We start from the raw sequence: 19,856 nt of genomic DNA on the forward strand, positions 1-19,856 counted from the left end.
TCCGTGATGGCAGAAGAGTCACTCGCTACTCGTTGTCGAAGTTCTCCCAGTAGCGACTGGGCCGCGGACCCTTCTGACCCTGATACTTCGAGCCGAGCTTGCCGGTGCCGTACGGCTGATCGGCCTCGGTGGTCATGCGGATGAAGCTGATCTGGCCGATCTTCATGCCGGGGTAGAGGGTGATCGGCAGGCTCGCCACGTTGGAGAACTCGAGGGTCAGCTGCCCGTCCCAACCGGCGTCGACGAAACCGGCGGTGGTGTGGATCAGCAGACCGAGACGGCCGAGGCTGGACTTGCCCTCGATGCGGCCGACCAGGTCGGCGGGGATCGCCACCCGTTCGGCGGTCGAGCCGAGCACGAACTCGCCCGGGTGCAGGATGAACGGATTCTCGTCGGAGGTCTCGACCAGTTCGGTGAGCTCCTCGAGGTTCTGCTTCACATCGATGTGGCTGAGCGTGTGGTTGCGGAACACTCGGAAGTAGGAATCAAGCCGCAGATCGACCGACGACGGCTGCACCGCCGACTCGGCATAGGGCTCGATGATGATGCGGCCAGCCGCAATCTCTTCTTTGATGGTGCGGTCGGAGAGGATCACGCTGCCCAAGGCTAGTGGGCTCGGGATGCTGGACCGCTCCAGGAGCTCTAGGACCAGGACGCGACGTTCTCGCCGACGAGTTCGATCCAGGTCCGGCCCGGGTTCAGTTCGATGACCGAGCCCGTCGCGTCGGTGAGAATCGCCGGGCTTCGCAGCGATGGCCGAGTCCAGGTCCCCTCGATCACGTGGCCGCCCGAGAACACGACCGCTCGACCCGTACCCACGAAGACGAACTCGGGGACCGGACTTCCACTCACGTCCGTCAGACCGGTGTCGAGCTCGTCGGTGTAGACCAGCACGACATTGCTGGCGCCGACCCGTTGCCCGTTGGTCATGTGGGCCTTGCCGTCCTGGGTCCGCTGCCACTGGTCGGAGCCGGCGAGGATCGTCCAGCTCGACACCGTGCGACCGAAGTCGACCGAGATCGACGAGGCCCCAGGCCAGGTCGGCTGCTCCCCCATCGGCCGGTAGGCGAACTGGGGGTGCGGTGGCGAGCCGGCACGCTCGAACGTTGCGGTGTCGGCGAACAGGTTGCTCGGGGCCTTGCGGGTCTTGTCACGCCAGTAGCCGCCGTTGCGGGCGGCGCTGTAGTTTGCGACCGTCGGCTGCTGGAGGAGCAACGCGTCGAACACGTCGTTGGCACCGGAGTAGACAAAGGACGGCGAGCCCAGCGACGTCAGGAACGAGATGTCGGTCGTCCGCCCGCTGCGGACCGGACCGACGGTCGTGCTGTTCGAGTGATAGATCGCCGCGAGCCGGGTGATCCCTCCTTCGACCTCTTCTTCGATGACGATGTCAGCGAGATTCAAACCGACCTGAGGTCGGGCCTTCGAGGAGTTGTCGATCTTCACCACGACGGCTTCACGGGCGGGCACGATGGCGAGCCACATGCCGGTGAGGGGCGCCGCGTTCGCCGCTGCGACCGGGGCAGGCGCCGGAGCAGCCGGGCCGACCAGGTCGTCGGGGCCGAGCGTGCCGAGGAGGCCCCGATACCCGGCGGTCGGATTCGATCCCGTCGCCGGTGCCGGGGTGGCGGGTGGTCGAGGCGCGCCACTCGTCGGACTGGTCGGCGTGGCGGTGCTCGACGGACCGGCGCCCATCGGCGACTTGTCATCGTCGGTGACTGCATTCGCGGCTGCATCGGCGAGGATCAGCGCCAGGGCTTCCGGTGACACCTCGTTCGCCGGGTCGTCAGCGTCGACCAGCGTGGTCACCGCGATGTCGCCATCGCCGACCGTGGAAACGGTGCCGACAGCGGTCGCCGCTACGTCTGAGTCCCCAGCGGGTGACACCGCGGAGCAGGCCGCTGCGGTCAGCGCCAGTGCTGCGACGGCGGTCAGAAGTCGGGCGGGAACCACACCGGAAGTATCGGCAGTTCGGGCAACGCAATGAAGGTCTGACGTACGATCTCGGCCATGAGCCAGAACCTCCGCACCTACACCAAGACGCTCTACGCCATGGACGCCGTCGTTCGCCGTGTGCCCGCCGATGCGTGGGACAACCCCTCGCCGTGCGACGACTGGACGGCGCGTGAGGCGCTGGGTCACACCATCTGGGGACTCAAGCGGATGACCGCCGGCATCAACGGCGACGATCCACCGGCCGAACAAGCCGAAGCCGACGTTGCCGGTGACGATCCCGTCGGCTCGTGGACTGCGGCGATGGACGCCATGCTCGCTGCGCTCGACCACAAGGATGTCCTCGCCGCGATTACCCCCACGCCTTTCGGCGAGATGCCGGTCGACCAGGCGCTCGGGTCGCTCTTCATCGACCCGCTCACACACACCTTCGACGTGGCGAAAGCCACCGGCGTCGATCATGCGCTGCCGACCGAGCTTGCCGAGCAAGCGCTGGCGGTGATGACGCCGCTCAGCGACATCCTGCGGAGTCCAGGCCTGTTCGGCGAGGTCATCGACCTCCGCAATGACGCATCGGTGGTCGACACGTTCATCGCCTTCACCGGCCGCCAGCCGTAGACTCCGACATTCCCTCAGCAGCACGGTCTGCTGCCTGGCTCAACGGCGAGAAGAGGCGCTAGGTTGGGCCGCCCTGCGGGTGTAGTTCAATGGTAGAACATCAGCTTCCCAAGCTGAATACGCGAGTTCGATTCTCGTCACCCGCTCTCCACGAATCCCCTGTTCACGGCGGTTCCTGAACCACTCCCCCTGGTTCGCCACCGGTCACCGAGCCGAGAGTGCAGCCGGAAGGTCGGGCAACTGGCGGCAGCAGTCGAGAGCAGCAGACCGTTCGGCGACGTCCGCTAGCAGGGTGCTGAAGTTCGTCTGATTGGGGCTCGCGTTCTGGGCGGGGATCGAAAATACTGGTGGGTATGCGTGGAACGCCTGATCGCCAGTTGTCGATGTTGTCGTCGCTCTCGACCGAGGACCTGATCCCGACCGATCATCCGATCCGCCGGATCCGGGCTGTGGTCGACGAAGTCCTGGCTGGCATGGATGACCGGTTCGATGCCATGCGCGGACTCGGGCCGCCGCAGCGTGCCGCCCGAGACCCTGTTGAAGGCGACGGTGTTGATGGCGCTCTACTCGATCCGTTCCGAGCGGGCGTTCTGTGAACGGTTGAACTACGACATGTTGTTCAAGTGGTTCCTGGACATGGCGATCGATGATCGGGCGTTCGATCCGACCACGTTCACCAAGAACCGTCAACGCCTGTTGGATCATGCGATCGCGGACGAGTTCTTCGCCGCCGTCGTCGCCCAGGCCAGGTTGCGGCGCTACACCTCCTCGGAACACTTCAGCGTGGACGGCACGCTGTTGCAGGCGTGGGCATCGAACAAGAGCTTCAAACCCAACGACAGGTCCGACGACGACGGCGACGGGAACGGGTTCAAGGGCCGCAACGCCGAGGTCGACTTCAAAGGCCAGCGGCGATCGAACAAGACCCACACCTCCACGACCGATCCCGAAGCGATGCTGTTCCGGAAGTCTTCCAACGCCGCAGCAGAGCTGTCCTACATGGGGCATCTGTTGATCGAGAACCGGTCCGGCCTGATCGTCGATGTCGAGCTGACCCAAGCGACCGGTTACGCCGAGCGGGACTGCGCGACCGAGATGCTCAAACGGTTGCCGGCATCGGGTCGGCGTCGGACCGTGGCGGCGGACAAGAGCTATGACACCAAAGACTTCGTGGCCGGAGTCCGGGAGTTGGGGTTCACCCCCATGTCGCGCAGAACACCTCGAATCGTCGCTCCGCGATCGATGGCCGCACGACCCGGCACGAGGGCTACCGCACGTCGCTGCGGATCCGGAAACGCGTGGAGGAACCCTTCGGTTGGATCAAGACCGTCGGGGCGGGCCGCAAGCTCCGCTACATCGGCCAGACCAAGAACCGGGCCTGGCTCAAGATCGAAGCAGCGACCTACAACCTGATCCGGATCTGCGCCCTCGACACCGCCACACCAGCCTGAAGCCAGGGCCCCGACAGCCACCCGAGCCGGTCCTCCGGCCAGCCCAGGACCACGAGAACCAGCCAGCCCTACCGATCCCGACCAGAACCGCCGCTACAAGCCGATTTTCCGCGCCCTGCTAGCCCAGGCTGTTCGGTAGGGGTTGTTGGTGTTGGTGTGGTGAGGGGTGGGTCGTGGTCGGGTGTTCGTGGCGGCCTGGTTCGGTGTCGGGGCGTGCGGGGTTGGTGTGGAGGGGGTGGTGTGGGTTGGCCGGCTGGCGGGGTGCTGCGGTCGCCGGTGGACCGCGATGTGTTGCTCAGCAGCGCAGCGGAAGATGGCGGACGCGGTCGAACGCGGTGACGAGGTCGGGGGTCCAGGGCCAGTTGGCGGCGAGCCGGCAGGTGGTTTGTCGTCCGGTGCGTCCGATGCGTGCGGCGGTGTGCAGGAGGCAGTAGCGAAGCCGTTTGGGTTCGGCGTTGGCGAGGCTGGTGCCTTTGAGTGCGAGGAGCTTGGTCCAAGCAAGTAGGTCGTGGGCGCAGAGCACGAGGTGGAGCCAGGCGTGGTTGATGGCGAATGAGTGCGATGGCAGGTTGGCCAGTCCGGTGGCTTTGGTGTCGCAGATCTGTCGTTCGGCTCGACCCCGGCCGCGGTAGAGGGCTTCGAGGTAGGCGATGTCGGTGTCGGCGAGGTCGGTGACAAACACTTGGTAGCGGTGTCCGTCGATGTCGGTGAAGGTGAGTTGGGCGCCTGGGTGTGGTTGTTCGCGGCGGGCGATCATCCGGAGCCCTGGGGGCCAGGGTCGTGTGGCGTTGAAGACGTCGGCGACGAGATGGGTGATCTCGGCGACTTCGGCGTATTCGCGCCAGTCGGACCCGTCGGCGGAGATCGCTGGCTGCCACGCCCGTTGCGGCAGGTCAACGAGCACGGATGCGATCTGCACGGTGAGTTGGTGACCGATCACGAACCGTACGTGCCGGCCGCGGCAGGCCTCGACGAAGTCGTGTGACCAGCCGGCGGAGTCGGCCCGCACGATCATCTCGTCCTGGGTCGGGTCAACTGGTAGCTGGCCGAGGGCTTCGTCGAGCACGGTGACGTGATCGGCGGCGGTGCCTGAGCCGGCGTTGCCTGGTCGCAGCACACCGGCGAGTGCTTCACCGGTGGCGTCGAGATAGGCCAGCAGCGGATGGAACCCGAACCCGCGCTTCCAGGTCGGCGCCGCATGTTCTTTGTCCGAATGGGACCCGACGAGCGTGGCGTCGATATCGATCACATAGAACCCAGGATCAGCGCCTGCCTCCCAGGCGTTCGCTCGAGCCTGCGCACGAGAGCGGCCTTGATCCGTGCCAGCGCCTCGCCGTCGATCGCGGCCAGGGACCGCCACGTCGTGGGGTGCGACGCCACCGGGCCGAACAGGTCGGGCTGGTCGCGAAGCACCGCGAGATCCGAGATCGTCTCAGCCCCATCGGCGATCGCGACCGCCAGATCGCACAGCACTTCGCCACGGTCGTGGCCCCGGTGACGCTGCTTGGTCGGCGCCATCGCCGCCGACAACGCCCCAGTCAACCCCACCGTCGGCCAGATCGGCAAGCAGACGCGCCCCTGCGTGATTGGCCACACCATTCCCATCACCGGTCACCTTCAGAGCCGGCCGCCGCGGTCTACGCTTCACCATGAAAGTGCCCTTCGGGTTCGGATCACTTGGCCTTCGACAAGCACAAGTTTCCCGCACCAGAAGGGCACTTCCGCGGACTCACCACCCCCAACCCCGGACCGCTACTGAACAGGGCGGGCTAGTGCCCTGTCCAGAAAGGTTCGCGCGGGTGGGTCATGCGGCTGCCTTGGCTGGTCGGCCCCAACGGTGACCTTTCTCGGCTCGGACGCGGGCTCGTTCTCGTCGTTGAGCGGCGAGGAGTTCGGGCGCTCGAGCATTGGCGTTGCGCCAGCGGAGATGTGCTTGGAGCCGTCGAGTGAGCACGACGTGGTTCGGGTGGTTCGAGTTGTTCAGCACGAACTCACGTAGCGGCCCGAAATGCGGCTCGATCGGGTTCGCCCACGAGCTGTAGGTCGGGGTGAAGCACAGCTCGACCTGGTTCCGCTCAGCCCAGCCCCGGATCTTGGGTCCCTTGTGCGCGGAGAGGTTGTCGAGGATCACATAGATCGCTTCGCCGTCAGGCCGCGACGCTCGGATGGTCTTGAGCGCGGCCAACACGTTCACCGCTGACTTCTTGCGGCGCACGACACCCCACAGCAGATCGTCGCCGATCGAGTAGCAGCCGTGGAACTGCCGGACCCCATGCAACTTGTTGTAGTTCGCCGGCTGGCGTTGTGGCCGACCCTTCGACGCCCACGCAGAGCCCCCGACCGGGCGGATCGTCAACGGCCCGAACTCGTCGAACGCGAAACACCTGTCGGGGTAGGCATCGAGGACCTCCTCGATGCGGTCGAGCTTGGCGTCACGATCAGGGTCGTTGGACTCCTTCCAGGTCTTGGTCCGCTGGAACGTCACATCGTTCGCGGCGAGGATCTGACGGAGCCGCTCATGGCCGATCTTGACGACCCGGGTCTCGTTGTCACCGAGGTAGGCGGCGAGCTTGCGGAGCGACCAGCGGGTGAATGGCTGGCCCAGCGCTTCGGGTCGAGTCGTGGCCGTCGAGACGATGAATGCCTCGTCATCAGTCGTTATCCGGCGGGGACGGCCACCCGCCCCCTGAGGGTCCAGCGACGCCATCCCCTTGTCGTTGAACCGGTGGATCATCTCCCGGACCCGGTCCTCCGACGTCGAGACCAGCCGGGCGATCGCCGGGACCGTGTTGCCCGACGCCGAGGCCATCACGACCATCGCCCGTCGCCACCGAACCACCGACTTCTGGGACTTGCCGCCGCCACGTCGCACGATCTGCTGCAACTGGCGGCCTTCGTGATCCGTCAACCGACGAACCCTCACAGGATCAGGCATCCCCAAATCAAAACAGGCCCAGAGCGCCAAGTGGTGGACGCGACCCCACCAACGTTCGTGGACAGGGCACTAGCTCAAGAGCGGTAGTCATGGTTGGCGACCACGGAGACCGAGATCCACGGTGGTCGCCACGTGAACCCGACGAGCGGCCGCGAACTCTTCGGCGCAGTTGTGTACTGCTGCATAGCTTGCGGATTCTGTAAGCTATGCAGCTATGAGAACGACGCCACGGATCGATCTGGTCACAATGATCGAGGAACTCTCCGAGGCGCAGCACGGCTATTTCACTCGTGCCCAAGCACACGACGTCGGGGTCAGTGACGTCCAGCTCTCGCGTGCAACCGACTACCGACAAATCCGACGCCTCGATCACGGCATCTATCGAGTCGCCGGAGCGGGTCATGACGAACACGCCGATCTGCGCATCGCCTGGCTGCGACTCGACCCGAAGCGCCGACCCCGAGAGCGCACCAAGAACCCCACCATCTGGGTTTCCCACCAGTCGGCCGCCGTCCTCCTTGGTCTCGGCACGTTCATCCCTCCCAAGCATCAGTTCATCTCCACCGTCCGCAAACAGCTCCGCTCCGACGCGCTGCATGTCCAGGTCCGCCCCGACGGACTGACCCTGGATCAGTGGGTGATCAGAGACGGGATGGCAGTCACGTCGCCCCTGCTGACCCTGATCGATCTCGACGGGGCCAACACCGATGGCGGCCATCTTGGCGCCTTCCTCCGTGATGCAATCGACACCGGTGCGATCCGCACCGCGGATCTCACCCGAGCATCACTGCGGACCCCGGTCGACGCGCTACTGGACATGGCCGGCGAAGGCACTGGCCGATGACGGATCCTCATCGCTACGCAACCGCAACTGCGCTGCACGATGCGATCAAGGTGCGCGCCGCTGCCGAATCCAAACGCGGTCCGCACGACATCAACCAGATCCGGCGGCACTTCGCATACGACCGGTTCCTCACCCGCCTCTTCCTCGACCCCGAATCAACCTGGGTGCTCAAGGGCGGAACCGGCCTCCTCGTCCGCGTGCCCAAGCGAGCGCGCCACACCCAAGACATCGACCTCTACCGTCACGGCGAGATCGAGCGTGCCCACACCGAACTATCGGCCGCTGCAAACCTGGACCTCGGTGACTACTTCAGCTTCGACATCGAGCAAACCGGCGCCCTCGCCGGCACCACCTCTGGCCGCAAGTACAAGGTGGTCGCCTACATCGGTGACATCAAGTTCGCCGACTTCCAGATCGACGCCGTCGTCGACTCGAACATGACCGGTGTCCCCGACCGGGCGCCAGGGCTCCGGCCCATCGACATCGAGGGGCTCCCCACCAGCACGTACCGTGTCTACCCGGTGGTCGACCATCTCGCCGACAAGCTCTTCGCGATGACGAGCAGGTTTGCCGGAGATCGCCCCAGCACCCGCTTCCGAGATCTGGTCGACATCGTGCTGATTGCCCAAACACAATCGATCGACGCCGAGGCGCTGCGCAGGGCTGTCGAATCGGAGCGACGCCACCGAAACCACCAATTGCCCGAACGACTCGAGCTGCCGGACCAGACCTGGGTGAGCGGCTACACAGCCATCGCACGAACGGTCGCCGGGTTCGAGGTGCAGAACGCCAACGACGCACTCGACATCGCAGTCGCGCTCTATCGCCCAGTCTTCGAGTACACGACCGACGGCACCTGGGAGCCATCGACGATGGAGTGGGTCTGACCAAGCAAGCGACACCCGGTTTCGTGCCGACAACAACGAGAAGCAGGGGGCGATCACGCCGAGAGCTGCTCAACCTCGCTGTCGAGTCTCCAGAAGCCACTCATTGAGATCGGCGATCGCGTCGCGGCGACGAAGGGCGACGCGTCCGAGATTGGTAAGAGGGAAGGCAACGACGGGAACCGGTCGTCCGGAGTGCGTCAGCACGCTCAGCACCGGGCCGCCGTGAAATGGACTGTGCGTTTCGGAGAACCCTGCAACCTCGTCGAGATCCAGACTGACGGTCCTGAGTGGGTTGCGCACGATCACGCCAGCGGACGAGACGTTCACCGACACCATCGCCAACCGACCCGCGATCAGCAAGAACAGCGCTGCAGGCGCGGCGCCCGAGCAACCGAGGCTCATGAACCCTGCGGCCATCAGGAAGGGGAGAACTGCAAGCGTCACCCGCGTTGCAGCAGTCGAGAGCTTGATCGGCGCCACCCGCCCGGAGTGTACGTTCAGACGAAGCTACACATCGACACCCGCAAGGTCTGCGACAGCAGCGAACCCAACGGTGAGCGAGCCATCGCCCGGCCGCACGTCACCCGCGTAGGTGAACCAGTCCAAGCTGTGTGCCCCGCGATCCCCACAGTCAGCAAGAAACCTCCCCCGCCGGCGAGCTGACCCATGGGAGACTGCGGCATGGCCGGCCCGACCAAGCTGCTCGACGCACAACAAGCACGCCGCCTCGGTTCGCAGGACTCGGTGCTGACCATCGGCGAGGAAGCAAAGAGCCCGGGTGCGTGGGCTGGGCGACGTCTCCTCAGCGTGAGCGGCGCCCCCGCCTTCGAACTCAGCTATTGGTGCGGGACTTGCCCCTTCCTGTTCCAGCGCCTCGAGGGGTCGAACGGCACACAGTCCATCGACGAGCTCCAGACCAAGCTCTCCGATGGCCTGAGCGGCGTCGACGACGCCGTGATCGCCGCATTCGAACCGCTGCTGCCGATTGGCAGCTACGTCCCGCTCCTTCTCGAGATCCAGCCAACCCTCACGCATCCGGTGAAGCCCGGCGACTACTTCGCGGAGGAACAGGACGCGACCTGGAAGTCATCGAGCGGATTCTGGGGCTTGCCCGAGAACCCACGCACCCCGTACTACCGGGGCGACACGCGCCAACTCGACGAGGAGAACACCCTCTTCGAGTTCGTCGTTCCGATGGTCCCGCCCAACTGGAACGATCGCAGCAAGGTCGAGGCTCACGCCAAGCGTCTCGCCATCTCGAGCCAGCTCACCTGCGTGGCGCTCAGCGTTCTCGACGTTCGCCAACGCGCCTTCGCCGACACGCCCGAGGAGGCCTTGATCCACTGGGGCCTCGCCCACTTTCTCCTCGATGGCCATCACAAGATCGAAGCGGCAGCCGCCGCCGGCTCGCGGCTCCAGATCCTGAGCTTGCTGTCGATCGAGCACAGCCTCGCCGACGACGCCGCCGTCGAGCGGATCGTTGATTCCCTCGCTGGACGGCGCTCCAGATAGCTTGGGCTGACAGTCGATGTTCGAATGTTTCGCTTCGAACTCCGCTCCTCTCATGAGCGCTGTCGCCGAGAAGGACTGCAACAAAGCACGCGAGGTACTCCACGCGTGACGCGCTCCCCGACACGGACCCCCGGTCGCACCAGGCGATGACTCGCTCGACTGAATCCACCCATGTTCGGCGACTCGCTCGTCGAGGGGACGCAAGCCTTGAATCGATGGCCGCCTTCCTAGGGTTGAAGATGCAACCGTTCATTGAGACCGAGGTGGCGACGGCAACCTTTAGATCACACGCATGAAACTTAGGGTTGATCCGGTAACCTTACGTTTATGGACCTGGGAGCGTTCGAGTCGTCACCCACCGGCCATCTCGTCCCGATCGAGGTCCGGCAACGTGGCGAGACCGTGCCCTACTACGCCTTTCTCCCCGCCCCTCTCCCCGACGACCCGCTGCTGAGCTCCAGTACCTGGGCGGCCATTGTCCATGCGGCATCAACGCTCGCTGAACTCAGGACGCTGGCTGAAGACCGACTCCCCGACCCACTTCTCATTGGGCGAGTCACGGTTCGTCGAGAGGCGGTCAGCACTTCCGCGCTCGAGGGGACGTACGCACCAGCCCGACAGGTGCTGTCGTCCGAGATGGACGAAGCGTCGCCAAGAGATGCTGGCGTCGTCGAGATCCTCAACTACGTCCGGGCATGGGATGATGCCGTCGCTTCCACGCTCCCGGTCTGCGTTCGCCTCGCATGCGAGCTTCAGGGTCGCCTTGTACGAGGCACACCGAGCGAGGACTACCAGACCGGATCGGTACGTCAGACCCAGGTACTGATCGGTCCGTATCGAGGCTGCTCGATTCAAGAGAGCACCTACGTACCGCCGCCACCAGGCGCCGACCTGGAAGCTGGCTTGTCGAGTTGGGAGAAGTGGCTCAACGAGTCTGCCTGTCACGACCTGGTCAAGGTGGCGCTGGGCCACTACCAGTTCGAAGCGCTGCATCCCTTCACGGATGGCAATGGTCGCATCGGGCGGCTCCTGGCCATCCTCCAACTGATCCACGCCGGCCTCCTCCCCGGACCGCTTGTCAACCTGTCCCCCTACTTCGAGCAACGCTCCGAGGAGTACCGACACCGACTGCGATCGGTCAGCACGCACGGCGCCATCGACGAGTGGATCCAGTTCTTCTGCGAAGCCATCGCCAATCAAGCGACCGAGGCGCAGGAGCGCATCCGTCGTCTGCTGTCCTGGCGCGACGAGACCGTCGAGGTCCTCCGAGCGAATGGCCGCAAGGGCTCTGTCGTCGATCTGGTGCCCTTCCTCATCGAATACCCGGTCATCACGGTCAAGCAGGCGAAGTCGCTTCTTGGAGTCTCCAATCCGTCCGCCAACGGTGCCGTGAATGCACTCGAGTCGATGGGAATCCTCGTGGAGACCACAGGCGGCAACTACAACCGCGTGTTCGAGGCGCCAGCGGTCCTCGACGTGATCTTCGGCCCGTGAGTGAAGAGACCGGCGACCTCGAACTGCTCTCGAGCCTCGGGAATATCGCAGACGAGATCACCCTGGGATCGTGGCGCTCACGCGGTCTGGCGACCTCTCGCAAGCCGGACGGTAGCCCGGTCACCCCGGTGGACATCGAGGTGGAGCAACGGGTCCGTGATCGAGTGCTCCTGGAACACCCGGACGACGGCTTCGTGAGTGAGGAGCTCGGAGTGACGGCCGGGACCTCGGGCCGATGCTGGTACGTCGACGGCATCGACGGGACGAGGGCCTATGCCGACGGCCGCACGGAATGGTCGACACTCATCGCACTCACCGATGCCACGGGTCTCCGTCAGAGCCTTTGCACCGGCCCCGCCCTGGGGAAGCGGTGGTACGTCGATGCCGACGGGCACGCCGTCGTCGCTGGTCCAGGCGGCCAGACCAGATCGCTCCGGGTCACCGCCGCATCGCAGCGGCCGTCGGTCACGATCGCCTGCTGGCCCCCAGCCCAGCAGACCGGCGACCACTTGTCGGAACACGGCCGAAGCCGGCTCGACCAACTGACCGCAGGTCGGTTGACACGCCCGTCGTGGGGCGCCGGGGTTCCCAACGCCGCCATGTTGGTCGCCGAGGGTGCCCTCGACGGCTTCGTGCTGTTCGGTGGTGGGCCCTGGGATCATGCGGCCACTGCAGCGATTGTCGCCGCCGCCGGCGGCGCCTGGTCGGACCTGTCCGGCCGCCAGGATCTCCACACGTCGGTCATCGTGCTGACGAACGGGAGTATCCACGAGTGGCTCCTTCAACAGCTCGGACCGATGTGACCTGAGCCTGAGCATCGTGGCGCTCGACAATTACTCGGCCGCACACACCTCGAACGCCCAGCTCAGAGCTCCTTCTGAGAGGGGGACGCTGGATCGCCAGCGGGCTCCGTGCCCAGAACACCGGGCAACAGGTGGCACCCATCTGCGCAGTACGCACCCCTCGGCTGCGACCGAGGACTGCTGCGGCATCAACGGGGTTGACGCTTGGGGTCGAGGTGACGGAGGCTCTCTTCACCGTGCCGGACCATGAAGCGTCGGGCCGATGGGAGGTCATCATGGTGTACGATCCGCGCATCCCGGCCAGAGAGCTCTGCGTCCTTGGCAGCCAACTCGAACGATGGGCAGAGACCACACCGGACGAGACGGCCTTCATCTTCCACGGGGGCGAGAGCTGGACCTGGGCCGAGACGCTCGAGCTTACTCGACGAGCTGCCGCCGGCCTGGCACACCTTGGCGTGCAGAAGGGTGATCACGTCCTGTCGTGGCAGCCCAACAATCGCGAAGCGGTGCTCACCTGGTTCGGACTCAACTACCTCGGTGCGGTCTACGTCCCAATGAACATCGCCTACCGGGGCAGCTTGCTCGAGCACACCATCGACCTCTCCGACGCCACGCTGATGGTGTGCCACGCCGATCTGGCGCCCCGCCTCGCCGACATCGACACCGGCGCGCTCACCGACGTCGTCCTCACCGGCGGCGCCGGCGCTGTCCCGAGCCTCGATCTCGCCGAGCTCACACTCCACACCGCCGAGTCGCTCCTCCCCGCGGTCGGTCTCACCGCCATGCCAGTCGACATCGATCCCTGGGATCCCCAGTACATCATCTTCACTTCGGGCACCACCGGTCCGTCCAAGGCGGTGCTCTCCTCGTACCTGCAGGGCTACTCGATGGGGCCCGACGCCCACTCCTACCTGGGGAGCGACGAGCGGCACCTGGTCAACCTGCCCCTCTTCCACGTGGGCGGCACCATTTTCCTCGTCCTCACGCTGGCCACCGGCGCGTCCGCTGTGATCGACACTCACTTCAAGACCGACGAGTTCTGGGACACCGTCCGCAAGCACGAGGTCACCGCCACCTGTCTCCTGGCCGCCATGATCCCATTCCTCCTCAAGCTCCCGCCGAGCAACGACGAGCGGGACCACACACTGCGCCGTGCCATCTGTGTTCCGTGGAACGAGGACGCCATGGCCGTGGGCCGTCGCTACGGCATCGAACTCCGCACCACGTTCAACATGACCGAGGTCTCCTCGCCAATGGTCTCTGAACCTTTCCCAAGGAGCCCGGTACCTGTGGGAAGGTTCGTGAGGGCGTCGAGGCCAGGGTGGTCGACGAGAACGACTGCGAGGTCGCCCCCGGCGAGGTTGGGGAGCTGATCGTGCGCACCGACCGGCCGTGGGCCATGAACCACGGGTACCACAACAATCCTGCGGCCACAGCCGCTGCATGGCGCAACGGATGGTTTCACACCGGCGACGGTTTCCGCTACGACGAGGAGGGCTACTTCTATTTCGTCGATCGAATCAAGGATGCCATTCGACGTCGGGGTGAGAACATCTCGTCGTTCGAGGTCGAGAACGAGGTCACCGCCCACCCCGACGTGCGAGAGGCGGCGGCGATCGCCGTGCCGAGCGACCTTGGCGAAGACGAAGTGATGATCGTGGTTGCGCCCGTTGAAGGGCACACGATCGACTGCATCGAGTTGTTCCACTTTCTCGAACCGCGCATGGCCCACTTCATGCTTCCCCGATATATCCGCGTGGTGGACGAACTACCGAAGACCCCCACCCAGAAGGTGCAGAAGGTTGTGCTCAAAGGCGATGGGCTCACCGCGACCACCTGGGATCGTGAGGCGGCCGGGATTGTGATCAAGCGGGAACGCATCGGCACATGAGGAGCTGACCACCCACGCGGCACCCCCTCGGTCGTCGCACTACGGTCGGGTGTCGTGGGGGCCGAGCACCTGGGACCATGGGAGCCGATGAGTGTGGCCGACGCGGTCGACCGCTTCCGTGCCGCCGACTTCCGCTGGTGGCTGTCAGGCGGGCATGCGCTCGAGGCCCATCTCGGACGTCGCTGGCGTTCCCACGACGACACCGACATCGGCATCTGTCGCGACAGCACACCTCGTCTCCTCGAGGTGCTCTCGGGGTGGGACCTCCACATCGGTGCGGGTGGCGTGCTCACCAAGTGGGCGGGCCAACCGCTCGACGCCGACCGTTCACAGAACAACCTGTGGTGCCGGCCGACGCCACACTCGCCATGGATGCTCGACATCACCATCGGCGACGGTGACGACCAGGACTGGATCTACCGACGCGATCGTTCGATCCGACGGCCATGGGGCGACGCCGTCCTGTCTACGCCAACCGGCGTCGCCTACCTGGCCCCCGAACTCCAGCTGATGTTCAAGAGCAAGGACCTCCGTCCCAAGGACGACCTCGACGCCGCCACCGTCATCCCGGCGCTCGAACCCGATCGCGTGGCATGGTTGGCCGAGCACCTGCCGGCGGAACACCCCTGGCTCAGCCTCGTGCCACCCCGAGACCGATGAACCCCTACCCCACGCTGATCCACGAACGAGTCGCCGCCGCCCGACGTGGCGAGAATCCCACCGTCATCTGTCGGATGCCTTCGGGATGGGCGGTGCTCGGTGATCACCAGTTCCTCACGGGCTACAGCCTCCTGCTTCCGGACCCGGTCGTGGATCACCTGACCGATCTCGATGACGACGGCCGAGCTGCCTACCTGAGCGACATGGCGCGCATCGGCGAGGCGCTGCATGCCTGCACCGACACCTTTCGCATCAACTACGAGATCCTCGGCAACGGCGATGCAGCCCTCCACGCCCACGTCTTCCCCCGCTACGCATCCGAGCCCGACGAGTATCGACGAGCACCCGTGTGGTGGTATCCCACTGCGGTCCGCACGGGCAGTCCCTTCGACCCCGGCGTCCACGGTGACCTCCAGCGACGGCTCGCCGCCTTCCTCGGGGCCGACCGACCATGACCGGTCGCATGCTTCGCTACCTCAGCCACCCGAATGTCGCGATCGACCCGGCAATTCCCGTTCCTGAGTGGGGACTCAACGACGAGGGTCGGCGCCGGGCCCGGGCGATGCTCGACCAACCCTGGGTGCCCTCGATCGGACGCGTCGTGTCGAGTAGCGAAACCAAGGCGGTCGAGGCGGCGCAGATCCTCGCTGGCCGTCTCGGGCTCGAGGTCGAGATCCGACGCGGCATCGGCGAGAACGACCGCAGTGCGACCGGCTTCGTCCCACCCGCCGAGTTCGAGGTCCTCGCCGACGCGTTCTTCGCCGAGCCTCACGCCTCGGTCCGTGGTTGGGAACGGGCCGTCGACGCCCAGGCCCGGATCGTCCGCGGCCTCGCCGACCTTCTCGACACCGCGAGTGGTGACGACGCTGCTGGTGACATCGCAGTCGTCGGGCATGGCGGCGTCGGCACGCTCTGGTACTGCCACGTCACCGGCCAGCCCATCGACCGACGACACGACCAACCTGGACAGGGCCACTACTTCTCCGTCGACCTCGTCGCGCGTACTGTCGTGCATCCGTGGCGACCCATCGATCCGACGACCCGACCATGACCTGCTAGAAACCGAGCCATGGCCAAACGGATCGTCTTTCCGCTGCGGCGGCTTCCCCACCTGACCCGCGAGGAGTTCCAGACCTACTGGTTCGACTCGCACGGTCCGCTCGTCGCCTCCTTCGCCGACACGCTGGGCATCGTGCGATACCAACAGGTCCACACTCGTGAGGAGACTCGGGCCACCGCCGTTCCGTGCTTCGACGGCATCGCTGAGCTTCGTATCGACCCGGCTCGTCGCTCTCCCGACCGCGAGGCGGTCGCTGCTGCGTCCAACGCACTGCTCGAAGACGAGCGAACGTTCATCGACCTCGAGTCGTCACCGATCTGGGTCGCCGACGAAGATGTGCGGCTCGAAGGCCCGCCGACCGGTCTCCGCATGACGGCGATGTTGCGGCGCAACCCGAACGTCACCCGTGAGGAGTTCAAGCACCACTGGCGAGAGGTCCACGGGCCTTGGGCGATGCGCCACCCCGAGGTCTTCGGGTTCCGTCACTACGTCCAGCTCCACACTCCCGCCGACGCCGACGATCGCCCGCTGGCCCGGGAACGCAACGCTCCTCCTGCGTTCGATGGCATGAGCGAGATCTACCGTGACCCTCCCACCGCTTCAGCCGAAGCGGTGGCCGCGCTGCGCCAGGAGTTCCACGAGGACGAACGGAGGTTCCTCGACATCGACGCCAGCCCGGTCTTCCTCTCCGAGGTGCGTGTCATCATTGGCGACGACTGATCGCCGCCCTCACAACGCAGCCGAGGCGCGTTCAGGCCAGGATCTCGTCGATGAGTTCGACCAGCGCGAGGTCGTCGATGGCGGCAAACACTCGCCGAACCATCTCGGTGACGTAGCGGCGACCACGTTCGTTGGTGTGGTCGAGCGTGCCGGCGATCACCGTGGCGTGGGTGAGGGAGAACAGCATCCCTCGGCGGTAGTCGCGCCAGGCGTCGTCGGCGGTGTAGTCGCTCACTCCGCTCGCGGTGAGCTCGGTGTGCCAGGCACCGATGAGGTCCTGTTCGTGCTCGCGACGGATCTCGGTCGGCAGGTTGCCACCCATGAAGTAGCCAAGATCCTGCGCGGCCCGGCCGCGCAGCGCGCCCTGCCAGTCGACTGCCACCACCGGCTCGTCTTCGGCGGATGCCCCGAAGAACAGGTTGTCCATTCGGACATCACCGTGGATGACGGTGAGCGGCGCCGTTGCCATCCACTCGAAGATGGTCGGGAGCGCAGCGAGGAACCGATCCTTGAGACCAGCGAGGTGCGTGGGGATCACCTCGGCAAAGTTCTCGACCATCGGGTCCCACCCGAACGCTGCACCCTGCATGAGCCCCTCGGAGCTGTAGGACGGGTGGACCATGGGGAGGAACTCGAGTGTGTCGTCCTCGACACGATCCCAGAAGCTGGCGTGCAGTCGACCCATCCATCGCATGACCGCCTGGGCCTGGTCGAGCGTGGCACCGGCGATCTGGTCCCCGAGCACACGAGAGGACAGGTCCTCGACGATCAGGGTGAAGTCGTCGCCGTCGATGTCGGCGTAGTAGATGCCGGGCATGGTGGCGGCGCAGCGATCGGCCACGTCTCGGTAGAAAAGCACCTCACGTCGATAGAGATCGAAGAGTGATGCGACCGAGCGGTTGGCGTCGTTGTCGGACGGACGCTTGAGAATCAGCACCTCGGGCCCGTCGCCTTCGGCGTACTCGATGCAAAGCCGTTCGAGACCCGACATCAGTCCGACGCCTTCACCAAGCGATTCACGCCGAAGCGACGCAACGGTGACATCGAGACCGTCGGCCCGCATGACCTGCGTGAGCCAGGCCGCATTGAGGTCGTCGTTGTTGCGCGGGAGTTGGGGGCGGGCACCGATCGAAGACATAGGGCCGCGTGGCTACGGGAACACCACCGTCTTCGCCCCGATCTGCAGGATGCGATCCTCGGCCCAGGCCCGCACGGCGCGGGCCAGCACGAGGCGCTCGGTGTCCTGCCCGAGTTCGACGATCTGCTCGGCCGTGTGCGCATGGGTGACCCGAGCGACGTCCTGCTCGATGATCGGGCCCTCGTCGAGATCAGCCGTCACGAAATGGGCGGTGGCCCCGACGAGTTTCACGCCGCGATCGTGAGCCTGGTGATACGGCTTCGCGCCCTTGAACCCCGGCAGGAACGAGTGGTGAATGTTGATTGCCCGGCCCCGCAGCTCGGTGCAGAGATCCCCCGACAGGATCTGCATGTAACGGGCCAACACGACCAGGTCGATGTTGTGGGAGTCGATCAGGTGCTTGATCTGGGCCTCCTGCTGCGCCTTGGTGTCCTTCGTGATGGGTAGGTGGAGGAAGGGGACGTCGTACCGGCCGGCGACCGGCTGACAGTCGGGGTGGTTGGAGACGATGAGCGGGACATCGATCGCCAGCATCCCGTTGCGCCACCGGTACAGCAGGTCGACCAGACAGTGATCGAACTTCGACACCATGATCAGCACTCGCGGCCGTTGGCTGCTCGGTCGCACCCGCAACGTCGGGCGGTCCAATCCGGCATCGGCGAGGCGGGCGGCGACGACCTCGCGTAGCGCCGCCGAGTCGCCGTCGGTCTCGACGACCGTCCGCATGCAGAACGTGGACGAGTCTGGATCGGTGAACTGAGCGTTCTCGACGATGTTCCCCCGAGCGTCGAGCACACCAGAGGTCACGGCGTGGACGATGCCTGGACGGTCCGGGCAGGTGAGCGTGAGGATGTGGCTGGTGGTCATCGACGGCAAGTGTGCCCGATTCGTGGACGGCGCACGTTCTGCGGCCCAGATCGCCCCACCCGAACGCAGCCACGAGAGCGACTCGCGGCGTTAGGGTCGCGTCATCGAGCAGACTCCGAGGTCGACCATGCACGTGCTCTACGCCGATCGGCCGTTCCCACCGGCCTACCTGGATCTGATCGAGGGACGAGCCACCATCGTCGGCCCCGACGACGGGTTCGACATCGCCGAGGCCGCCATCGCCGGCGGACAGCGGTGGGACGCCGCAGAGATGGACCGCTTCTCGAGACTCCGGGTCATCTCTCGCCTGGACATCGGCGTCGACAACGTCGATGCCGATGCGGCGACCGCCCGATCGATCGTGATCCGCAACACGCCCGAAGCACCTACCGTTTCCACCGCCGAGCACGCGGTGGCTCTCATGCTCGCCGTGGCGAGAAATCTGCCGGGTGAACGGGAACGGGCACGGGCGGGAACGTGGGGCGCAGCCATGCCGATCGCTGCGCTGGAACTCGACGGCTGCACCCTCGGTCTGGTCGGGTTCGGTCGTATTGCTCGACGCGTTGCGACCGTCGGCCGTGCGCTCGGCATGACCGTGATCGCCACCGACCCCTTCCTTCTCGCGCCACCGACCGACACGATCGAGCTCGTCGACCTCGACGAGGTCTGGCGCCGCTCCGACGTCGTGTCGCTGCACGCCCCGGCGACCGAGGCGACTCGTCACCTCGTCAACGCCACCAGCCTTGCGGCGATGAAGCCCGGTGCTCGGCTTATCAACTGTGCCCGAGGGGCCCTCGTCGATCAGGACTCCCTCCTGGCTGCGCTCGACGCCGGTCAGCTCGCCGGTGCCGGACTCGACGTCACGGATCCCGAACCGCTTCCGGTGGACCATCCGCTCCTTCGACACGAGCGAGTGATCGTCACTCCACACATCGCGTCGTCGACGGCCGCCGGGCACCGGCGGCTCTACGCCCACGCCATCGACAACGCGCTGGCCGTGTTGGACGGCTGAGCCGTTCGAAC

Annotated in this window: 19 protein-coding genes, 1 tRNA gene and 2 pseudogenes; 15 read left to right on the forward strand and 7 right to left on the reverse strand. The window is 65.7% G+C overall.

All coding sequences use genetic code 11. The annotated features are described in order from the left end of the window. Nucleotides 1-25 precede the first annotated feature (25 nt). Both dcd and R2733_08700 read right to left on the reverse strand, forming a co-directional pair. Nucleotides 26-595 carry a dCTP deaminase gene (dcd, locus tag R2733_08695; protein MEZ5376577.1) on the reverse strand — a complete coding sequence of 190 codons (570 nt, stop codon included), beginning with the start codon at nt 593-595 and terminating at the stop codon, nt 26-28. 47 nt (nt 596-642) lie between these two features. Next, nucleotides 643-1,953 carry a DUF3048 domain-containing protein gene (locus R2733_08700; protein ID MEZ5376578.1) on the reverse strand — a complete coding sequence of 437 codons (1,311 nt, stop codon included), beginning with the start codon at nt 1,951-1,953 and terminating at the stop codon, nt 643-645. A gap of 57 nt (nt 1,954-2,010) precedes the next feature. Between R2733_08700 and R2733_08705 the strand changes: the two genes are divergently transcribed. The 3 genes and pseudogenes from R2733_08705 to R2733_08715 all read left to right on the forward strand — a co-directional run bounded on the left by R2733_08705 (nt 2,011) and on the right by R2733_08715 (nt 4,022). After that, nucleotides 2,011-2,571: a TIGR03086 family metal-binding protein gene (locus R2733_08705; GenBank protein ID MEZ5376579.1), complete on the forward strand. Its 561-nt coding sequence runs from the start codon at nt 2,011-2,013 to the stop codon at nt 2,569-2,571. A gap of 75 nt (nt 2,572-2,646) precedes the next feature. Beyond that, nucleotides 2,647-2,717 (forward strand) — tRNA-Gly (locus tag R2733_08710). A gap of 207 nt (nt 2,718-2,924) precedes the next feature. Continuing rightward, a pseudogene (locus R2733_08715) lies at nt 2,925-4,022 on the forward strand (IS5 family transposase). Between the two features lie 295 nt (nt 4,023-4,317). Here R2733_08715 and R2733_08720 read toward each other — a convergent pair. Further along, nucleotides 4,318-5,673, reverse strand: a pseudogene (locus tag R2733_08720) (IS1380 family transposase). 153 nt (nt 5,674-5,826) lie between these two features. Beyond that, nucleotides 5,827-6,930 carry an IS630 family transposase gene (locus R2733_08725; protein MEZ5376580.1) on the reverse strand — a complete coding sequence of 368 codons (1,104 nt, stop codon included), beginning with the start codon at nt 6,928-6,930 and terminating at the stop codon, nt 5,827-5,829. A 241-nt stretch (nt 6,931-7,171) separates the two neighbouring features. Here R2733_08725 and R2733_08730 point away from each other — a divergent pair, with 241 nt between their 5' ends. Together R2733_08730 and R2733_08735 are read left to right on the forward strand one after the other, a co-directional pair. After that, nucleotides 7,172-7,801: a type IV toxin-antitoxin system AbiEi family antitoxin domain-containing protein gene (locus tag R2733_08730; protein ID MEZ5376581.1), complete on the forward strand. Its 630-nt coding sequence runs from the start codon at nt 7,172-7,174 to the stop codon at nt 7,799-7,801. Further along, complete coding sequence (locus tag R2733_08735; protein ID MEZ5376582.1) at nt 7,798-8,688, forward strand: nucleotidyl transferase AbiEii/AbiGii toxin family protein; 891 nt, start codon at nt 7,798-7,800, stop codon at nt 8,686-8,688. The genes R2733_08730 and R2733_08735 overlap by 4 nt, the downstream gene beginning before the upstream one ends. A 69-nt stretch (nt 8,689-8,757) precedes the next feature. Here the strand turns inward: R2733_08735 and R2733_08740 are convergent, their stop codons facing one another. Further along, complete coding sequence (locus R2733_08740) at nt 8,758-9,168, reverse strand: PH domain-containing protein (protein ID MEZ5376583.1); 411 nt, start codon at nt 9,166-9,168, stop codon at nt 8,758-8,760. Between the two features lie 201 nt (nt 9,169-9,369). On the opposite strand from R2733_08740, the gene R2733_08745 reads away from it, so the two are divergent. The 9 genes from R2733_08745 (at nt 9,370) to R2733_08785 (ending at nt 16,828) form a co-directional block, all read left to right on the forward strand. Next, nucleotides 9,370-10,200: a hypothetical protein gene (locus R2733_08745; GenBank protein ID MEZ5376584.1), complete on the forward strand. Its 831-nt coding sequence runs from the start codon at nt 9,370-9,372 to the stop codon at nt 10,198-10,200. Between the two features lie 327 nt (nt 10,201-10,527). Then, nucleotides 10,528-11,694 (forward strand): Fic family protein, encoded by a 1,167-nt coding sequence (locus tag R2733_08750; protein MEZ5376585.1) that lies wholly within the window; start codon nt 10,528-10,530, stop codon nt 11,692-11,694. Further along, nucleotides 11,691-12,497 carry an inositol monophosphatase family protein gene (locus tag R2733_08755; protein ID MEZ5376586.1) on the forward strand — a complete coding sequence of 269 codons (807 nt, stop codon included), beginning with the start codon at nt 11,691-11,693 and terminating at the stop codon, nt 12,495-12,497. The genes R2733_08750 and R2733_08755 overlap by 4 nt, the downstream gene beginning before the upstream one ends. Nucleotides 12,498-12,772: 275 nt before the next feature. Continuing rightward, nucleotides 12,773-13,870 carry an AMP-binding protein gene (locus R2733_08760; GenBank protein MEZ5376587.1) on the forward strand — a complete coding sequence of 366 codons (1,098 nt, stop codon included), beginning with the start codon at nt 12,773-12,775 and terminating at the stop codon, nt 13,868-13,870. Beyond that, nucleotides 13,819-14,388 (forward strand): AMP-binding protein, encoded by a 570-nt coding sequence (locus tag R2733_08765; protein ID MEZ5376588.1) that lies wholly within the window; start codon nt 13,819-13,821, stop codon nt 14,386-14,388. Before R2733_08760 ends, R2733_08765 begins: the two co-directional genes overlap by 52 nt. 87 nt (nt 14,389-14,475) lie before the next feature. Beyond that, entirely contained in the window at nt 14,476-15,048 is a 573-nt protein-coding gene (locus R2733_08770; protein ID MEZ5376589.1) for a hypothetical protein, read from the forward strand. Beyond that, nucleotides 15,045-15,503, forward strand: coding sequence for a hypothetical protein (locus R2733_08775; protein MEZ5376590.1), 459 nt, complete (start codon nt 15,045-15,047; stop codon nt 15,501-15,503). The genes R2733_08770 and R2733_08775 overlap by 4 nt, the downstream gene beginning before the upstream one ends. Beyond that, the gene (locus R2733_08780) at nt 15,500-16,099 is read left to right on the forward strand and encodes a histidine phosphatase family protein (GenBank protein ID MEZ5376591.1); all 600 of its coding nucleotides are present in this window, start codon (nt 15,500-15,502) and stop codon (nt 16,097-16,099) included. The genes R2733_08775 and R2733_08780 overlap by 4 nt, the downstream gene beginning before the upstream one ends. A gap of 18 nt (nt 16,100-16,117) precedes the next feature. Further along, nucleotides 16,118-16,828 (forward strand): EthD domain-containing protein, encoded by a 711-nt coding sequence (locus tag R2733_08785; GenBank protein ID MEZ5376592.1) that lies wholly within the window; start codon nt 16,118-16,120, stop codon nt 16,826-16,828. A 31-nt stretch (nt 16,829-16,859) separates the two neighbouring features. On the opposite strand, the gene R2733_08790 is transcribed toward R2733_08785, so the two are convergent. Both R2733_08790 and purU read right to left on the reverse strand, forming a co-directional pair. Beyond that, complete coding sequence (locus tag R2733_08790) at nt 16,860-17,966, reverse strand: phosphotransferase (GenBank protein MEZ5376593.1); 1,107 nt, start codon at nt 17,964-17,966, stop codon at nt 16,860-16,862. A 12-nt stretch (nt 17,967-17,978) separates the two neighbouring features. After that, entirely contained in the window at nt 17,979-18,833 is an 855-nt protein-coding gene (gene purU, locus R2733_08795) for a formyltetrahydrofolate deformylase (GenBank protein MEZ5376594.1), read from the reverse strand. Between the two features lie 127 nt (nt 18,834-18,960). Between purU and R2733_08800 the strand changes: the two genes are divergently transcribed. Next, nucleotides 18,961-19,845, forward strand: coding sequence for an NAD(P)-dependent oxidoreductase (locus R2733_08800; protein MEZ5376595.1), 885 nt, complete (start codon nt 18,961-18,963; stop codon nt 19,843-19,845). The last annotated feature ends 11 nt before the right edge of the window (nt 19,846-19,856 follow it).

This window comes from Acidimicrobiales bacterium (genome assembly GCA_041394265.1).
GTDB lineage: Bacteria > Actinomycetota > Acidimicrobiia > Acidimicrobiales > SZUA-35 > JBBQUN01.